Origin of the sequence: Methylococcus sp. EFPC2, from assembly GCF_016925495.1 — a bacterium.
In the GTDB taxonomy this organism is placed as follows: domain Bacteria; phylum Pseudomonadota; class Gammaproteobacteria; order Methylococcales; family Methylococcaceae; genus EFPC2.
On sequence record NZ_CP070491.1, the window covers coordinates 4,036,049 to 4,053,511 of the forward strand.

A 17,463-nucleotide genomic window follows, 5' to 3' on the forward strand; every position below is an offset into this window, starting at 1 on the left:
CGATGAGTCGAATAAACAGACCTTATCGTTGGCTGGCTACCTGGCCGTCGGGCGGGGTGGCTGGCTGGTGTTGGCCCGCACTCGGCGGGCGGATGCTATTTCGTCAAAATCAGTTTGTCGTTGCTGGTGATGCGCAAGCGGTATTCGCTGCCGCCATGTTCGATCACCAGTTCGCGCTCCACCCCGAGCAGTTCGGAACTGCTGATGCGGCGTCTCTGTTTGCGAACACCGGCCTCGCTTTCCGAAACGGGCGGAGCGGCGATGGGATAAGAGGTGTTTTTATTCATGACGGCTTAATGATAATTATTCTTGTTACTGTCGTCAACGGCCGTGTTCGGTTGTGCCTGAGGCCGCACGCCGAGCTCGCTCGCGAATTGCGGGGACAGCCTGCACGGATGGCGGTCTTCCTGAGGTAGCGTGGGATGAGCTTGGCGGAGTCGGCAGACGAGCTTATGCCGGGAATCGGAGGTGTAGGTCTAGAAGACCGCATGCTCCGATCCAAAGGGGAACGATGCGCGGATGTCGGTGCGATGCGTTCGGCTCGGCGGTTGGCCAGGCTTGCGGCGGTGCGCTTCAGCTCCAGTCGATGGGATCGATGTCCACCGACCAGCGCACGCGTCTATGCTCGGGGACGGCCGGCAATCGCTGCAGGATATCGTCGATGAGCGTGTGGAGCGGCGCGCGCTGCTCGCATTGCATCAGGTATTGCCAACGCCAGCGGCCTGCCTGTCGCGTCAACGGGGCGGGGGCCGGGCCGAGGCCGGTCACGCCGCGGCCAGTCCATTCCTTGACGCGTTCCAGCAGCAGGCGGGGCGTTTCGGCATCGCCGCCTTCGGCTCGCCAGAGCGCCTGGTAGGAATAGGGCGGCAGGGCCGCGGCGCGGCGTTCCTGCAGTGCGGCTTCGGCGTAGGCCGGATAGCCGGCGCGCAGCAAGTCCTGCAACAGGGGATGGTCGGGGTGGCGGGTCTGCAGGACGACCAGGCCCGGCTGGCTCTCGCGCCCGGCGCGTCCGGCCACCTGCATGATGAGCTGGGCGGTGTGCTCGCCGGCGCGGAAGTCCTGGCTGTAAAAACCTGTATCCACATCCAGGATGCCGACGAGGGTGACCTTGGGGAAATGATGCCCCTTGGCCAGCATTTGGGTGCCCAGCAGGATGTCGATTTCGCCGTTTCGCGCGTCTTCCAGCAGCCTATCCAGGCTACCCTTGCGGCGCGTGCTGTCCCGATCGATGCGCGCAACGCGCGCATGCGGGAGCAGCGTGGACAGGGCCATCTCCACCCGCTCGGTGCCCAGTCCGAGCGGACGCAGGTCGGCGGTTCGACAACTCGGGCAGCGCTCCGGCACCGGGTGCTCGTGGCCGCAGTGATGGCAGCGCAAGCGCCGGTCGCGTGCGTGAATCACCATATGTGCATCGCAACGCCGGCATTCGGCGACCCAGCCGCAGGCGTGACAGATGAGGGTCGGGGCGTATCCGCGGCGGTTGAGAAACAACAGGGCCTGTTCCCCGCGGGCCAATGCGTCGCCGAGCTGGGCAACGAGCGGGGAGGACAGTCCTTCGTTCAGGCGCTGCCCGCGGATGTCTATGACCCGGAACTTGGGCGGACGCGCGGCACCCACGCGCTCGGGCAAATGCAGGGCCCAGTAGCGGCCACGCTGGACGTTGCCCAAACTTTCCAGGCATGGCGTTGCCGATCCCAGCAGAACGGGGATGTTCAGGCGGCGCGCGCGCACCACGGCCAGATCGCGGGCGGAGAAGCGGAATCCCTCCTGCTGTTTGAAAGAAGTGTCGTGCTCTTCGTCCAGCACGATCAAGCCCGGCCGCCTGAGCGGGGTGAACACCGCCGAGCGCGTGCCCAGCATCACCGAGGCTACTCCACGCTGCATGGCCAGCCACGCGCGCAGCCTTTCACTCTCGCTGAGGCCCGAATGGAACACGACCACCCGTTCGGCGAATCGGGTCCGAAATCCCGCTTCCAGTTGGGGCGTCAGGCTGATCTCCGGCAACAGGATCAGGGCCTGCTCACCGCGAGCCAAGACGGCTTGCACCGCTTGCAGATAAACCTCGGTTTTGCCGCTGCCTGTTACCCCGTCCAGCAGAAAGGCCCCGTAGCGGCCCAGTGATAGTGTCAGCCGGTCCAGGGCCTGCGTTTGCGCGTCGTTGAGCGCGAGCGCCGGCGCCAGGTGTTCGGTGGAGGGCGGTAAGTCGGTCGGTGCATCCCGGAAACAAGCCCAGCCGCGCTCGATCAGGGCCTGCGCCGGCGGGCGCCAGGCCCACTCCTGGGTGGCCAGCTCATCGACCGGAACGCCGGTAGGCCGCTCGCCCAGCCATTGGAACAGCAAGGCCTGGCGGCGCGCGCGCGCGAGCGCCTTGCCATCCGCTGATTTGCCGGCTTCGGTCAGGCAGAGAACCTGAGCCGCTTCGATGCGCGCCGGCCGTCCTTGTCGCAGCAGAATGGGAAAAGCGGTGGCGAACACCTCGCCGACGGGATGGTGATAATACGCGCTGGCCCAGCGCAGGACGGAGACGTCGGCCGGCGCGAGCAGGGAGCATTCGTCCAGCACGCTGGATACCGGCTTGAGGCGTTTGGGGTCGACGCTGGTTTGGTCTTCGATGCCGAGCAGGAAGCCGACGCACAGGCGCCGGCCGAAAGGCACCAGCAGGCGCATGCCGGGCTGGAGCCGCTCCATGGGGAAGTCCGCCGGCGGCAGATAATCATAGGTTTGCCGCAGCGGAACCTGGGCGGCCACCTTGAGCACCCGGGTCATCGAGGCCAAATCACTCGATGCGGAAGGATGCTCACCTAGCCCGCAAGGTCGAGCGAGGCGGCGACTTCATTTGCCCAGGCGACGGATTCCCGGTAGGCCCGTCCTATCTCGGTTACCGGAAGCTCGGAAAATCGCAGCGTATCCAGGCTCCAATGTTCATAATCGATGACGCAGTTCAGCGCTTCGCCCAGCACGCCCTCGCGATTAACCAGTGCCCGCGCGACCGCATCGGCCAGCGGCAAGTCCTCGATGATTTCATCCAGCGGCGCGCCCAACATATGATCGAGCATGGACATCAGGCCCGTCAGAAAGAATTCATCGCTGCTCCCACGGTGCGCGGCGACCGCGAGTCGTTCGCACATCTTGGCGCGGCTCAGCGAAACCACGATGATTTCCTTCGACTCTGCGGGAAAACTGACCAGGGCGAGCAGACTGGCCCAGCGCTTGGTCTCATTGAGGCCCAGCATCACGATGGCATGGCGGATCGTTTCGATTTTTTTCCGCAGTCCGAATGCCGCCGAGGTATTGAGGTAGCGGAGCAATTTATAACTCAGGCGCGCGTCGGTCGAAATGATCTGCGCCAGTTCGCCGACATCCACGTCGGCACGATTGATTTCAGCCAACAGGCGGACCACCGCGTGGTGCCCGTGATGGGTCTTTTTCCCCTGGACCACGTGCGGGCGGCTGAACAAGTAACCCTGAAAATAGTCGCAGCCCATCGTGCGATACTCGATGTACTGCTCGTGGGTTTCGACCTTTTCGGCCAGGAATTTAACCGAAAACCGGCCCAGCAATTCCATGTACTTCCGGCCGGTCTCGGGGCTCATGTTCAATATGTCCAGCTTGACGATATGGGCCAGTTTGATCACCGGCAGCCAGGGGTCGGAAAGGACGAAGTCGTCCAGTGCAATCGTATAGCCGTCACGGGCCAAGGCTTGTACCGCGCCGATCAAGGCATCGTCGATCGCCACGCTCTCAAGGATTTCGATCACCACCTTGTCCTTGGGCAACAGATGGGCCGTGCCGTTCAGCAGGTTCTCGCGGGTGAAGTTGATGAAGGCGCGGTGCGGACCAACGACCTTGTTCAGCCCTTCCTCGAGCAAGCTGTTGACGATGACTTCGTTGCTGGCGTCGGTCGCTTCGGTTTCCTGTGGCCCGCGTCCCTGGGCATCACGAAACAGCAGTTCATAGGCGAAAATGTCGAGATTGCGATCGAAGATTTGCTGGCGACCGATCAGAAATTCTTGCATTCAATATCCGTTAACCCATGCTTGGGTTGGGCAAATGTCGCGGCCGGTGAGGATAATACGATATCCAATCCCGAATTCCATGTCTCGCCCGTGCTGGCCACGACGAGATTGCGCGCGAGTAAGCAAAAATGCAGAACATTCATGTAGCCCTACCGGGTGCCGTCGAGTCCCCTGCGTCGTGTCGTCCGCACGAATTGGTCGAGTTGATCCGATTGGATCCGGCGTTGCGTCTCGATGTGCGTTACGCGACGGCCGAGAATTTCATCGGACGTGCCGTTTATCCCGAGGCGCGAGTATTGTTGCAACGCCCCGGCGCCGAAGCGCTGGTTCGTATCAACCGCCGTCTTAAGGGCCTGGGTTATGGACTTTTGATTTTTGACGGTTACCGGCCCTGGTCGATTACCCAACTGTTTTGGGAACTGGTCTCCGAGAAGCAACGACCCTATGTCGCCGATCCCGCCGAAGGCTCGCGTCATAATCGGGGCTGCGCCGTCGACCTGACACTATACGACCTGATGACCGGTCGAGAGGTGACCATGCCCAGCGCGTACGACGAAATGAACGAGCGGGCCCATCCGGACTATGCCGGCGGCGACCCCGAACCTCGCCGCATGCGAGAGCTGCTGCGCACCGCCATGGAAGCGGACGGCTTCACCGTATACCCGACGGAATGGTGGCATTTCGATTACAAGGACTGGCGCGAATACGCCCTGCTGGATCTGCCGTTTCACGCGATAGTTTGAAGCCAGTTGTCGCGCATCGTAGGTATGGCGCGCGCGTTGGAGGGCGAAATTATCCAAAAGTGAACTATTTCACATCGAATACGGCATTATCTAACTTACAAGCGCCCCGGATTTTGTCAGACTTACACCCGTCGCCAAAATCGGATACGGATTTCAAGGAAATTGCACAGGAAAGTGACCAGGGACGGAAGGAGTAATGCCAACCAAGCAGGCGACAACCCCCGGCAGGGATGCACGGGGGTTTTTTATGCCCGGAAGATTGTGTAGCGCCGGACTCGGGGATCGGTGTATGGAGGTCCGTGGTCCCACAGCTCATTTCATGAGGCGTGGTCCGCGAGAAAGTCGCGGATGTCTGCGCGCGTCGAGACCTTCAGGCGGCGCTTCAACTGTTGCCTGAGCTGTTCCAGGATAGCCTTGGTTCGCGCCGAACCGTAGGGTTCCCGTTCGACCCAAACTTCCAGAGTCATTAGCGCATGCGTGCGCACTTGCCCGCTGGGATCGGCGCTGGCGGCGACGACCGCCGATACGGTCGATTTGCCGGGTTTGCTCACCGAAGACAAGGCCTCCGCCGCCGCTGAACGCACACTTTCATCGCGGTCGGTCTGCAGCGCGCGCAGTAGGATCCCTTCCGATTCCTTGTTCGGATAAGCGGCCAGTTGTTGTAGGGCACCGACACGCATTTCGGCGTCCGGACTCTGCAATTCCTTGCCGGCCAGATTTATTTGTTCGGTGACGATGGGGCCGGAAATTTCCCCGGCTTCGCCGTTGGCTTGTCCGGAGGCGCTCGAAAAGCCGGCCGCCAGAGCTTGTAGCCTTTCGGTCGGTGCACGGGGCGCCGGTGCGACGGGACGCGCATCGGTGACCGGCGGTCGGATGGGATGTGGTGGCGCCGAACGCGCCGAGAAATAAAGGACTGTGGCGGTTGCCACGACGCCCGATGCCAAGAGAAGACGACGGCTGAATGCGCTCACGCCATACCCGGAACAAAAAAGCGGGCGATGTACGCCCGCTCGTTGGAGACTGTAACTACGGAATTACGGAGCCTGCAGGATACCGACGTTGGTGCCGACCTTGGTGTTCGGAGCGGCCGGGTGGGACCAGGCATTCCAGTAGTCGGCGGAGCCGCTTTCGAGGATCAGCTCGTCGCCCTTGGCGGCGCCGGCGATCGGCGTCTGTGCGACACCGGCTACATCGACGTTGAAGGTCGTGATGCCGACGGTACCTGCGGCAGGATGTTTGCCCAGAGCTTCACGCACACGCCATGCGAAAGCGTGATCCGCGACGGAAGTATCGCCGGATACGCCGATCGCGCCGACCTTCGTGCCGCCGGCATAGAGCGCCAGGCCGCCACCGAAGACGTTGACGCCGCCGATGCGACGGCCTTTCAGCGGATCTTCCGCGGTGCCATATTTCTTGGGATTGCCGGCATAGGCGGTGCTGGCGTCGACCGGGTTGCTGTGCTGCAGACCGAACAGGCTGCCACCCGGCTGGGTGGCCTTATACAGATTCGCGGTGGAGATGACATAGCCGTTGAGGCTGAATGCGTTGGCGGTGTTGGCCTTCTGCGCGGAGATGACGCGGCTGCCCAGCCATTCGCTGTTGCTGGCGTTTTCACCGGTTGCGCCGTTGGTCACCACTTCGATCACTTTTCCCGTGTTGTCCACCAGGGTGACCCAAAACTTCAGCGGATAGCCGCCGTCCAGGTCGTCGGTGGTGGCTTGATTTACCGCAGCGACGAGTTGATCACGGCTGATGCCCGTGTTGTTGGTCGCGCCGCCGGCATCCGCCGAAACGGTTTGGGCACCGAAGGCCAAAGCCAGGGTGCTGATGAACAGGGAAATAGTGTTTCTAAGCTTCATAAAAGTCCCTCTAGTACAGGTTGTTAGCAAGCATGAACTCAACAGCCGGTCGGCCGTGAAGCGCCGGAAACCGTCCGATTGCGAGGTCTCTGCGCGAGTAAGGATTGTTGTTATACGCGGCGCCGAAGTCAATAAACTTTTCCCGCCAATTTTGTGAACTGCATCACAAAGCAGCCGGACGGGAGGCCCGTCCGGCTGGCTTCCGCGACGAGTCGACGATCACTCCGCGCTCGACGCCCGTCCCGCCCTCTTGCGCTCGTGCTCCAGCAACAGTTTCTTGCGGATGCGCACGGTCTGCGGGGTGACCTCCACCAGCTCGTCGTCGTCGATGAATTCCAGGGCCTGTTCCAGGCTCATCTTGATCGGCGGAGTCAGCAGGATGTTTTCGTCCGAACCGGCCGCGCGGATGTTGGTGAGCTGCTTGGCTTTGGTCGGGTTGACCACCAGATCGTTGTCGCGCGAATGGATGCCGATGACCATGCCTTCATACACTTCCGTGCCGTGTTCGATGAACAGCCGGCCGCGCTCCTGCAGGTTGAACAGCGCGTAGCCCAAGGCCTTGCCTGCCACCATCGAAACCAGCACGCCGTTGATGCGCTGGCCGATGTTGCCCTTCTTGAGCGGGCCGTAGTGGTCGAACACGTGATAGAGCAGACCGGTGCCGGAAGTGGCGGTCATGAACTCGGTCTGAAAGCCGATCAGGCCGCGCGAAGGCATCATGTATTCCAGGCGCACGCGGCCCTGGCCGTCCGGCACCATGTTGAGCAGATCGCCCTTGCGCTCGCCCAGCTTCTCCATCACTGCGCCCTGGTTGGTCTCCTCGACTTCGATGGTGACGTATTCGTAAGGCTCGCTCGGCTCGCCGTCGATTTCCTTGACGATGACTTCCGGGCGCGAGACGCCCAGTTCGTAACCTTCGCGGCGCATGTTTTCGATCAGGATGGACAGGTGCAGCTCGCCGCGGCCGGAAACCTTGAATTTATCCGGGTCGGCGGTGTCCTCGACGCGCAGCGCCACGTTGTGCAACAGTTCGCGCTGCAAGCGCTCGCGGATTTGGCGCGAGGTGACGAACTTGCCTTCCTTGCCGGCGAAGGGTGAGTTGTTGACCTGGAAGGTCATGCTCACGGTCGGCTCGTCCACGGTCAGCGGTGGCAGCGCTTCGACGTTGTCCGGCGAACACAGGGTGTCGGAGATCTCCAGGGTGTCGATGCCGGTGAAGGCGATGATGTCGCCGGCGTCGGCTTGCGGCACTTCCACGCGCTCCAGACCCTTGAAGCCGAAGACCTGCAGCACGCGGGCGTTGCGCGTCTTGCCGTCGCGGCTGACGACCACGACCTGAGTGTTGGTCTTGACCGAACCGCGCTGTATGCGGCCGATGCCGATGACGCCGACATAGGAGTTGTAGTCGAGCTGCGAGATCTGCAACTGGAAGCCGCCTTCACGGTCGACCTTGGGCGGGTGCACCTTGTCCACGATGGTCTGGAACAGATAGTCCATGTTGCCTTCGCGGATGTCCGGGTTGTCCCCGGCGTAGCCGTTCAGCGCCGATGCATAAACGACGGGGAAGTCGAGCTGCGCTTCGGTGGCGCCCAGACGGTCGAACAGATCGAAGGTCTGGTCCAGGACCCAATCGGCGCGCGCGCCGGGGCGGTCGATCTTGTTGATGACCACGATGGGGTGCAGGCCCATGGCGAAGGCTTTCTGGGTCACGAAGCGGGTCTGCGGCATGGGGCCGTCGACCGCGTCGACCAGCAGCAGCACCGAGTCGACCATGGACAACACGCGCTCCACTTCGCCGCCGAAGTCGGCGTGGCCGGGGGTGTCGACGATGTTGATGTGGTAGTCGTTCCAGTCGATGGCGGTGTTCTTCGCCAGGATGGTGATGCCGCGCTCCTTTTCCAGCGCGTTGGAGTCCATCACGCGCTCTTCCACCTTTTCGTGGGCGGCGAAAGTGCCGGACTGCTGGAGCAGCTTGTCGACGAGGGTGGTTTTGCCATGGTCGACGTGCGCGATGATGGCGATGTTTCTAAGCTTTTCTATCATAAAACCTTGTTGAGCGGCGGGAGAGCCGAGATGTAGTGAGTGCGCCAGTCCGGGCGGGTAAGAGCAAGCCTGCGCAAAAAGCAAGCATTGTACCGGTTAGCACCCAAATTTGGCCAACTAAAGTGCAGGGTTTTTGCGTCCGGGCAAGGATACCGTGTCCATATGACAGCTTGCTTGAAAAGGGGGGGCGGCAGCCCCACTAATGCGCCATCCACTCAACATTGCAGGTGAACGATCATGCGCATGGACAAACTGACCAGCAAATTCCAGATGGCTTTGGCCGACGCGCAAAGCCTGGCGCTGGGTCACGACCACCAATTCATCGAACCGGTGCACGTGCTCGCCACCCTCATCGACCAGGAAGGCGGCACGGTCAAGCCCCTGCTGGCCCAGGCCGGGGCCAACGTGCAGGCCCTGCGCCAGGCCTTGACCGACACCCTCAAGCGCATGCCCAAGGTGGAAGGCAGCGGCGGCGACGTGCAGATCTCCAACGAATTGTCCCGGCTGCTCAACCTGACCGACAAGCTGGCCCAGAAACGCGGAGACCAGTACATCAGCAGCGAATTGTTCGTGCTGGCCGCCGTATTGGATAAAGGCTCGCTGAGCGAGCTGCTGCGCAAACATGGGCTCACCCAGGCAGTGCTGGAGAAGGCCGTCGATTCGCTGCGCGGCGGGCAGGCGGTGAACGACCCCAATGCCGAGGAACAGCGCCAGGCCCTGAGCAAATACACCATCGATCTGACCGAGCGGGCCGAGCAGGGCAAGCTGGACCCGGTGATCGGCCGCGACGACGAAATCCGCCGCACCATCCAGGTGTTGCAGCGGCGCACCAAGAACAATCCCGTGCTGATCGGCGAACCGGGCGTGGGCAAGACCGCCATCGTCGAAGGACTGGCCCAGCGCATCGTCAACGGCGAAGTACCGGAGGGCATCAAGGGCAAGCGCTTGCTGGCCCTGGACATGGCCGCCCTGATCGCCGGCGCCAAGTTCCGCGGCGAATTCGAGGAGCGCTTGAAAGCCGTGCTCAACGACATCGGCAAGCAGGAAGGCAAGATCATCTTATTTATAGATGAGCTGCACACCATGGTCGGTGCAGGCAAGGCCGAGGGCGCCATGGACGCCGGCAACATGCTCAAGCCCGCCCTGGCGCGCGGCGAGCTGCATTGCGTCGGCGCGACCACGCTGGACGAATACCGCCAGTACATCGAGAAGGACGCCGCGCTGGAACGCCGCTTCCAGAAGGTGCTGGTCGACGAACCCAACGTCGAGGACACCATCGCCATCCTGCGCGGCTTGAAGGAAAAGTACGAAGTGCATCACGGCGTGACCATCACCGACCCGGCCATCGTCGCGGCGGCGGTGTTGTCGCATCGTTACATCACCGATCGCAACCTGCCGGATAAAGCCATCGACCTGATCGACGAATCGGCCAGCCGCATCCGCATGGAGATCGATTCCAAGCCGGAAGAGATGGATCGGCTGGAACGCCGGCTGATCCAGTTCAAGATCGAGCGAGAAGCCCTCAAGAAGGAAACCGACGAGGCCTCGCGCAAGCGCCTGGAAGCCTTGCAGGAAAATATCGACGAACTCGAAAGAGACTTTGCCGATCTGGACGAAATCTGGAGGGCGGAAAAGGCCTCGCTGCAAGGCACGGCCAGCATCAAGGAAAAGCTGGAGAAGGTGCGGCTCGATCTGGAAACCGCCCGCCGGGCCGGCGATCTCGCGCGCATGTCGGAGCTGCAATACGGTGAGATCCCCAAGCTGGAAAAGGAGCTGGAGCAGGCCGAACATGCGGAAACCCAGGAAAAGCAGTTGCTACGCAACAAGGTCACCGAGGAGGAAATCGCCGAGGTCGTGTCCAAATGGACCGGCATCCCGGTCTCCAAAATGCTGGAAGGCGAGCGGGAAAAGCTCCTGCAGATGGAAGCCAACCTGCACAAGCGGGTGGTCGGCCAGGACGAGGCCATCAAGGCGGTGGCCGACGCCATCCGCCGCTCGCGCGCCGGACTCGCCGACCCTAACCGGCCGAACGGTTCCTTCCTGTTCCTGGGGCCGACCGGCGTGGGCAAGACCGAGTTGTGCAAGGCGCTGGCGGAGTTCCTATTCGACACCGAGGAAGCCATGGTGCGCATCGACATGTCTGAGTTCATGGAGAAGCATTCCGTGGCCCGGCTAATCGGCGCGCCGCCCGGCTATATCGGCTACGAGGAAGGCGGCCATCTCACCGAGACGGTGCGGCGCAAGCCTTATTCGGTCATCCTGCTCGACGAGGTGGAGAAAGCCCACCCGGACGTGTTCAACATCTTGTTACAGGTGCTGGACGACGGCCGTCTGACCGACGGCCACGGCCGCACGGTCGATTTCCGCAACACCGTGATCGTGATGACCTCCAACCTGGGTTCGGACCGCATCCAGGAGTTGGCCGGAGATGAACATTACGCTGCCATGAAAGCGGCGGTGATGGAAATCGTCGGCTACCACTTCCGCCCGGAATTCATCAACCGCATCGACGAAGTCGTGGTCTTCCATCCTTTGCTTAAGGAGCAGATCCGCGCCATCTCCCGCATCCAGATCGGCCTGCTGCAAAAGCGCTTACAAGACCGGGATTTCGCCCTGGAAATCAGCGAAGCAGCCCTGGACAAGCTCGGCGAAGCCGGCTTCGACCCCGTCTACGGTGCCCGCCCGCTCAAGCGCGCCATCCAGCATCAACTGGAAAACCCGCTGGCGCAAAGTATCCTCTCCGGCCGTTTCGAACCGGGCGATGTGATCCGCGTGGATGTCGCCGATGGAGCGCTGAGTTTCGGCCGAGGATAAGCCTATAAGCCATCCGGTCTTGGAGGCAGGTCTATCTTCCAAATCACCGATTTTATGACCCTCTCTCTCAGGGCAATGCCGTAAAGTTAAGAGGCACATCGTCACCCCGGCAGGGAATGCCGGGGTCCAGAGACCAAGGATGGCTGAGGCGTTTCACATCCCTGTAACCTCGATTCCGGCAGTTCCAATCGCAAGCGTCGCTTGAGTCGCGACCTTCCATGCCGGAACGACGGCTTATTAAGATGGCCCGAAAAATCCCCGGTCAGGTATTTGTGGGGGAGCTGGCTTTAGCCCGCGAAGATCGCGGCCTGAAGGCCGCTCCCACCATGACATGTGGGCCGGGTTACCATGAAAGTCGCGAAGCGAACACTTTGATCTCCCTCGCCCTTTGGGAGAAGGATGGGGTGAGGGAAACAGCTTATGGCGCGAGTGCTTTCATCGCTAGGGGTGGCGCAAGCGCCATAAACTGTTAATAAATTCAGAGTTCTCGAGCTGACCCTACTTCTTATGCTTGCGGATCATCATTTCGATCGCCGTCACGGATTCGGAAACATTCAGCCAGTTTTCCGCCCGCTCCTCGCTCTTGAACTCCTTCCCAAGATTGATGGGTTCGTCATGTCCCTCCAAATTGAGGAAACAGGCCCACTTGCCGCTGGGTAGTTCTTCTATCGTCACCTTGTAGCCAGCCATTTCGTGCCCTTCTGCGTAGATGTGTTTGGGTCTTTTCGTTACGGCCGCTACCGGACCGCCTAATGCAACCAACACCCCACTGTACAAAAGAAGAACTATCAGGAGACGACGCTTGCTGTGCCTCGAAAGGCCATGGCGATCACGCAATCCCTACCCGAGAGACGGGTAGAAGATCCAACGGCTCTGGCCGCGCAGTACTTCGACCCAGCCAAGCGCGACAATGTGGGATTCGTGAAACACAGCGCTTCATGCATAGCTTGGTGGTCAGCGAAAATCGACTCTCCCCCCGTATCGCCCTTCGCCGGCGACAGCATCACCGGAACGGTCTTTGCTCGAACGCGGTTGATAGACGTGATTGATGCGCTGATGCGCAATGCAATATCCTCCTGATGATACTGTCTCGATTCAAGTGAGGTTTTTATGCGCACAACGCTCGATATCGACGATGACGTTCTGGCGGCTGCCAAGGAGCTTTCCAGGCAGCAGCGCATTTCTGCCGGTCAGATGGTGTCACGCTTGTTGCGCAAGGCGCTGGCGGGTACACCCGACGACCATCATCCGGAAAGGGACGCGCAGGCGGCTGTCGGGGGCTTTCGCCCTTTCCCTACTCGGGGCCTGGTGGTTTCGAATGAACTGATTGACACCCTGCGGGACACCGAGGGCGTTTAATGCGCGCATTGCTGGATGTCAATGTGCTCATTGCCCTGCTGGATGCGGACCATATCCATCACCGCCTCGCCATGGATTGGTTGGCGCGGTAACTCGAACACGGCTGGGCATCCTGCCCGATCACCCAAAACGGCTGCATCCGCATCATGACGCAATCGTCCTACCCCGGCACTTCCCGGCCGGACAGGTCGCAGCACGCCTGGCGGAAGCGGCTAAAAGTCAGCACCACCAGTTCTGGACGGCAGATCTGAACTTGCTCGAAGAAGGTATTTTCGACTGGTCCAAGTTGCTGGGGCACCGACAGCTGACCGACGCTTATCTTCTTGCGCCGGCAGTGCGCAATGGCGGCCGTTTCGTGACTTTCGACCGACGGATAGACCCGAAAGTCGTGCATGGCGCGGGAGCAGAACATCTGCTTGTTGTCGCGTGAAATGAATAGATCGTGGGTGCCCAGGCCTCGGCGGAAGGCAGTCATAACGCGATCAGAAACGATAAAGCTGTAAAGCCAGGACTTCACGGCACTATCGTCTCAAGATCGGCCTAAACGGCCATTCGGGATGACCGATAGCAGCCAATCATGGCTGGCTGCTTTCATCTATTTAATCCGGCCTCTAAATCTGCTAGCTGCCAATCCGCCAAATTTTAATATGCCGGCGCGTCGAATATTTACGGGCCACCTTAATGATTCGATGTAGCAGCCTGTGTTTATCAACGCTCTCGGCCAACGCTCGGTATCTGATGTGATACCAGGACTGACTTATCCGTTCCGACACGGCGAGTTGCGGCTGATCGTCTATCTCACCAGGCTCAACTGACCAAACAATCCCTCATGCAGATCGGCGCCCTCGCCATGCCGGCGTCAATTTCTAGACCGCGCTATCACTTGCACAAATCGATGGTCGACTGGGACTCAACCTTTGCCTACGATTCGCAACAAGGCGAAGTGGCGTCGGCGTCTGAATTCGTTCAGACGTTGGATAATCACTCGTACTGTATACTCCGAAATAGTAATGTCACCAAAAAAGACAGCTGGGAAGCCCGCGTGATGAGCATTTATTCATCCTTATTCAGCAGTAAAAACCTGCCGACGACAGTTTGGAATAACGGAGTCTTATATCTACCCGAGCCACTGGCTTCGGCACATAAGGACTTCTTAATTCACAATGGCTGGTTGGTAAAGTATCAGCCCAGTCAACAAGGCAGTATTGGTGGAAAAACAACAGAAGATGCCGTAGAACATTTTATCAATCGATTCTTGAATTCCGCTGCGCGAATGCAGTTTATATGCGCTGCACCTGACGGCGCACAATTGGATGTGCGCGATATGGTCTTGGACCAGCTAGGGGATGGTCACATTTTCTTATTGGACTTAGCTGCCGGTAATGGTGCAGGTACCTTGGCCATGCTCTCATTGCTCTGTGAGCTCCGATTACAAAAGGCTATACCAAAATTACCGGTAACTGTGTCCATTTTTGCTGTAGATTTTTCGGAAGACGCATTGTGTTATTATCGGGAAATGCTTGATAAACTCAAACCATGGTTAGCATCCGTTGGCCTTAATTTATCATTAAAAACTGCGGTCTGCGATATGGCCATCACGGGGAATTTTAACGAAGTGTTGGAACATTTTTTTGATGATGCGAAACAGCAAGGTGTTAACCGGTTTATTTGTGTTATTTCAGCCTTATCTGGAGTGGGAAAAGAGGGCATTGAAAAAATGCACGACTCCCTAAAAATGGCAGCTGCTTGGCTGAGTCATAGCCAGCGAACTAGTTCTTGGCTGTGGGTTGAACCGTTCTCGTCTCACACAAAGAAACCTTGGTTTAGAATATTCCTCGATACGATTTTCTTGAAGCTGAGAAAAATTGCCTACACGTTTTCAAAAAAGGCTGAATCTTACGAAATTAAAACGGAAGGCCTACTTCTGACAGAGCTTGAGCCTCGTCATTTTGATTGGTATGACCCGCATGCATTAAAAGTCACCAAAAGCCACGTTGTGGTGACAGCATTCAGAAATGAGTAAGTCGATGTTTGGAAACGATCAAACCTTGCTTATACGAGCGCTAAATGCAACCAGACAAGTCTATTTTCCCTCCTACATTGGCCTGCGGTTAATCGTCAGCCAACTGCAAATTCAAGAAGCTGAGTATTTGCAAAGATTGGTCAGCCGCCGTTTGCTTGCGGGCGATACCTGGCGGTTTAAGCCATTTAAGCTTTACAAAGGCTCGATCCAGACCCCGGAAGGCTACGATCATCATTATCGGGAATGTTTGGCTTCCAGTCCTCTTACAGCCTTTGCAGAAGCGTTGATCTTGAAATGGTTGGCAGAAAGCTCACTATTTCAGGTTTCGCCAAGGGTTTATAGTTATCGTTGGCCGTATTCTAATCGTTCAGGCGTTAGTTATCGCTATTTCTTCGAGGGTTACAAGCAACGTAATAATGAAATCGCTTCTGCATTGAGTCAGTCGAATCGCGTTGTGGTCGTCAGCGACCTCAAGAGCTTTTATCCTTCGGCAAATAAAGAACAGGTCTTATCGGTCCTTCAATCGCGGTTGCAACAGTGTGACAATCAGCCGGGGCTACCACATGAGTCCATCTTTCAGTTTTTTGCCCAACTATTGGCCGCCAATGGAAATGGAATTCCAATCGGTCCAGCGTCCGGTCATGTACTAGGACAGCTGGCATTGCACGATGTAGATAGTGAGATGACCAGTAAATACGGCAGCAACTATTTTAGATATGTAGACGATATAGCCGTCGTTTGTGATGTAGATGATGCCGGCACTGTAAAGCAAGACATACAGAGGTGCGTTGAGCAATATGGATTTTCAATTAATGCCGATAAAACACTTGTAACCACGCATACACAATGGCAGCACAGTATCATGCGCGCCGATGTCTCCGAAACTGACACTTTGAGACTGCTTTGCGGCGATTTAGCAGCATACTTAGCTTTTCACCCTGGCCGCGCTGACGAGTTGAAGATGATGTTCACAGATGCCGGTCTTTCTATACCAGTTGGTCGACTGTTCGCTCTATCTCAATATAGTCGGTTTCGACTTTTCTTACGCAGGAAAAACCCAATCAAGTTGTATTTCTCAAAGAACGCCGATTTTTTGGGGCGAGGAAAAAGCCTTAAAGCCGATTATGAAAAGGCGCTTAGCGAATTTGCCCAGACTCCTAAAGAAACATCACCGAATTTGCGTCGTTGGCAGATACAAAAGGCCCGGAGGATAATTAATTCTTTGTTTTATTTGAGGCGGTTTGAGGACTGGAAACACCAAGCAAGCATTTTCCACGCTTTTCCGGAATTAGTGGAGCAACAAGCACTTGCCAAGGCGCTTAGTACAGGGTCCGTCAATCCAATCTTACCATTCTATGGTAGTGGTCCAGCAGCATTTGCTGAACTTTGGTCGGAACACGGTCATGGTAATGCCAGTTTGTTATCGCTTGAAACAGGATTAAGTCGTGCAGAGATCGATGGGTTAATCACGCTGCGTCTATACGGAATCATCCCGACGGATGTTATGCAATTTATAGAAGACAGAGAGGAATTACGACTACTTCGTATCGTTAGCCGCACTTCGGTAGTGAGGTCAAAGCCGGATTTATCTTTTGATGATGAGTTTGAGTCTCTACGCCTTGGCGCGTCGTTTAGCGAACTTTCAACGCTGGCACGGACTAGGTATTCTCTATCAGAGGGATCTGTGCTTGAAGCTCTTTCATTGCTCAGTTCAGAATACAGAAGTTAATATCTAAGGATAGTGTATGACTTTTCATCCGCAATAAATCGAATTACATGAAAGATGGTCGGACTCGACTTATCGCGTTCGCAGCATCACTTTATACGTTAACGCCGAAATGTTGTGCTTAAACTGCCGACCCATGATACCGGCAAAGCCAACGTACCCTTTACGCCGGCCCTAACTTCGAATTGTCCGACTACGTCACTTCAACAACTCTGCCGAAAGCCGCCATTCCAGAAAATCAAACGCCGAGGACCAATGACGGCAATGGCCGAATAACCGCCAATAAAATATAGCAATGACTGATCATCGGTTTGAGATCCATCCATAAGGGCAGCGATAACTTCGACGCCGTACAAGAAATAATCCCCGCATTATTACTTCCTTGACGAAATGCGCTGTTTTTGGAAAGTGGCATTTTTCAATGGCTTTCCCTTGTTTTTCATCCATCGATCCATGTTTGGGATGGAATGTTCCATATTCTTTATAAACAGGTGACTGGTTGAGTTAGAGGATTTCATCTCTTTCATTCATCGGTCGATATTAGCGATAGAATGATCGATAAAATTCATTCATCGTTCCATGTTTATGATGGAATGGTGCATCATTTTGATACATCGTTTCATGAAATTCATAGAATGTTCTATAAAGTTTCTGGAGCACTCCATGCCCAACACAGATCATTGTATCAATTTAGTGCGTCGCTTTATGTCGGAGATAGAGTCTTGCATCAATTTGATACATCATTCTATGTTCATTATAGAGTGATGTATCATTTTGGTACGTCGCTCTATCTTTTTTATTGATCGTTTTATCTTCAGCATCGAATGATTTATTTTTTGGCGCATGACTCCATGTCGATAATCCATCCGCCTACGCTTTT

General features: G+C 57.4%; 14 protein-coding genes. 6 read left to right on the forward strand and 8 right to left on the reverse strand.

The features are described from left to right. Positions 1-95 precede the first annotated feature (95 nt). The 3 genes from hemP to JWZ97_RS17315 form a co-directional block, all read right to left on the reverse strand. Positions 96-287 (reverse strand): hemin uptake protein HemP, encoded by a 192-nt coding sequence (gene hemP / locus JWZ97_RS17305; protein WP_205431708.1) that lies wholly within the window; start codon positions 285-287, stop codon positions 96-98. A gap of 286 nt (positions 288-573) precedes the next feature. Beyond that, positions 574-2,766: a primosomal protein N' gene (locus JWZ97_RS17310; RefSeq protein ID WP_205434709.1), complete on the reverse strand. Its 2,193-nt coding sequence runs from the start codon at positions 2,764-2,766 to the stop codon at positions 574-576. Positions 2,767-2,801: 35 nt separating this feature from the next. Further along, entirely contained in the window at positions 2,802-4,016 is a 1,215-nt protein-coding gene (locus JWZ97_RS17315; protein ID WP_205431710.1) for an EAL and HDOD domain-containing protein, read from the reverse strand. Positions 4,017-4,144: 128 nt separating this feature from the next. Here JWZ97_RS17315 and JWZ97_RS17320 point away from each other — a divergent pair, with 128 nt between their 5' ends. Further along, positions 4,145-4,759 carry a M15 family metallopeptidase gene (locus JWZ97_RS17320; RefSeq protein ID WP_205431712.1) on the forward strand — a complete coding sequence of 205 codons (615 nt, stop codon included), beginning with the start codon at positions 4,145-4,147 and terminating at the stop codon, positions 4,757-4,759. A 317-nt stretch (positions 4,760-5,076) separates the two neighbouring features. Here JWZ97_RS17320 and JWZ97_RS17325 read toward each other — a convergent pair whose 3' ends face one another. The 3 genes from JWZ97_RS17325 to typA all read right to left on the reverse strand — a co-directional run bounded on the left by JWZ97_RS17325 (position 5,077) and on the right by typA (position 8,661). Continuing rightward, a complete protein-coding gene (locus tag JWZ97_RS17325; RefSeq protein ID WP_205431714.1) occupies positions 5,077-5,688 on the reverse strand; it encodes a HEAT repeat domain-containing protein in 612 nt (203 codons plus the stop codon). A gap of 105 nt (positions 5,689-5,793) precedes the next feature. Further along, positions 5,794-6,618 carry a heme-binding protein gene (locus JWZ97_RS17330; protein WP_205431716.1) on the reverse strand — a complete coding sequence of 275 codons (825 nt, stop codon included), beginning with the start codon at positions 6,616-6,618 and terminating at the stop codon, positions 5,794-5,796. A gap of 219 nt (positions 6,619-6,837) precedes the next feature. Beyond that, positions 6,838-8,661 carry a translational GTPase TypA gene (gene typA, locus JWZ97_RS17335; RefSeq protein ID WP_205431724.1) on the reverse strand — a complete coding sequence of 608 codons (1,824 nt, stop codon included), beginning with the start codon at positions 8,659-8,661 and terminating at the stop codon, positions 6,838-6,840. A 237-nt stretch (positions 8,662-8,898) separates the two neighbouring features. On the opposite strand from typA, the gene clpB reads away from it, so the two are divergent. Continuing rightward, the gene (gene clpB, locus JWZ97_RS17340) at positions 8,899-11,475 is read left to right on the forward strand and encodes an ATP-dependent chaperone ClpB (protein ID WP_205431726.1); all 2,577 of its coding nucleotides are present in this window, start codon (positions 8,899-8,901) and stop codon (positions 11,473-11,475) included. A 498-nt stretch (positions 11,476-11,973) separates the two neighbouring features. Here clpB and JWZ97_RS17345 read toward each other — a convergent pair whose 3' ends face one another. Next, complete coding sequence (locus tag JWZ97_RS17345; protein ID WP_205431728.1) at positions 11,974-12,165, reverse strand: hypothetical protein; 192 nt, start codon at positions 12,163-12,165, stop codon at positions 11,974-11,976. A 132-nt stretch (positions 12,166-12,297) separates the two neighbouring features. Between JWZ97_RS17345 and JWZ97_RS17350 the strand changes: the two genes are divergently transcribed. Together JWZ97_RS17350 and JWZ97_RS17355 are read left to right on the forward strand one after the other, a co-directional pair. Then, the gene (locus JWZ97_RS17350) at positions 12,298-12,555 is read left to right on the forward strand and encodes a hypothetical protein (protein WP_205431730.1); all 258 of its coding nucleotides are present in this window, start codon (positions 12,298-12,300) and stop codon (positions 12,553-12,555) included. A gap of 30 nt (positions 12,556-12,585) precedes the next feature. Next, positions 12,586-12,834, forward strand: a complete 249-nt coding sequence (locus JWZ97_RS17355; RefSeq protein ID WP_205431731.1) for a hypothetical protein — start codon at positions 12,586-12,588, stop codon at positions 12,832-12,834. A gap of 160 nt (positions 12,835-12,994) precedes the next feature. Here JWZ97_RS17355 and JWZ97_RS17360 read toward each other — a convergent pair whose 3' ends face one another. Continuing rightward, positions 12,995-13,351: a hypothetical protein gene (locus JWZ97_RS17360; protein WP_205431733.1), complete on the reverse strand. Its 357-nt coding sequence runs from the start codon at positions 13,349-13,351 to the stop codon at positions 12,995-12,997. Positions 13,352-13,663: 312 nt separating this feature from the next. On the opposite strand from JWZ97_RS17360, the gene JWZ97_RS17365 reads away from it, so the two are divergent. Then, complete coding sequence (locus JWZ97_RS17365; protein ID WP_205431735.1) at positions 13,664-14,857, forward strand: class I SAM-dependent methyltransferase; 1,194 nt, start codon at positions 13,664-13,666, stop codon at positions 14,855-14,857. Continuing rightward, positions 14,850-16,586, forward strand: a complete 1,737-nt coding sequence (locus JWZ97_RS17370; RefSeq protein ID WP_205431737.1) for an RNA-directed DNA polymerase — start codon at positions 14,850-14,852, stop codon at positions 16,584-16,586. The genes JWZ97_RS17365 and JWZ97_RS17370 overlap by 8 nt, the downstream gene beginning before the upstream one ends. The last annotated feature ends 877 nt before the right edge of the window (positions 16,587-17,463 follow it).

Excerpts from the sequence above, each read along its gene's own strand:
- hemP (WP_205431708.1), bottom strand. The coding sequence starts at position 287 with ATGAATAAAAACACCTCTTATCCCATCGCCGCTCCGCCCGTTTCGGAA.
- JWZ97_RS17310 (WP_205434709.1), bottom strand. The coding sequence starts at position 2,766 with ATGACCCGGGTGCTCAAGGTGGCCGCCCAGGTTCCGCTGCGGCAAACC.
- JWZ97_RS17315 (WP_205431710.1), bottom strand. The coding sequence starts at position 4,016 with ATGCAAGAATTTCTGATCGGTCGCCAGCAAATCTTCGATCGCAATCTC.
- JWZ97_RS17320 (WP_205431712.1), top strand. The coding sequence starts at position 4,145 with ATGCAGAACATTCATGTAGCCCTACCGGGTGCCGTCGAGTCCCCTGCG.
- JWZ97_RS17330 (WP_205431716.1), bottom strand. The coding sequence starts at position 6,618 with ATGAAGCTTAGAAACACTATTTCCCTGTTCATCAGCACCCTGGCTTTG.
- typA (WP_205431724.1), bottom strand. The coding sequence starts at position 8,661 with ATGATAGAAAAGCTTAGAAACATCGCCATCATCGCGCACGTCGACCAT.
- clpB (WP_205431726.1), top strand. The coding sequence starts at position 8,899 with ATGCGCATGGACAAACTGACCAGCAAATTCCAGATGGCTTTGGCCGAC.
- JWZ97_RS17345 (WP_205431728.1), bottom strand. The coding sequence starts at position 12,165 with ATGGCTGGCTACAAGGTGACGATAGAAGAACTACCCAGCGGCAAGTGG.
- JWZ97_RS17350 (WP_205431730.1), top strand. The coding sequence starts at position 12,298 with ATGGCGATCACGCAATCCCTACCCGAGAGACGGGTAGAAGATCCAACG.
- JWZ97_RS17355 (WP_205431731.1), top strand. The coding sequence starts at position 12,586 with ATGCGCACAACGCTCGATATCGACGATGACGTTCTGGCGGCTGCCAAG.
- JWZ97_RS17365 (WP_205431735.1), top strand. The coding sequence starts at position 13,664 with ATGCAGATCGGCGCCCTCGCCATGCCGGCGTCAATTTCTAGACCGCGC.
- JWZ97_RS17370 (WP_205431737.1), top strand. The coding sequence starts at position 14,850 with ATGAGTAAGTCGATGTTTGGAAACGATCAAACCTTGCTTATACGAGCG.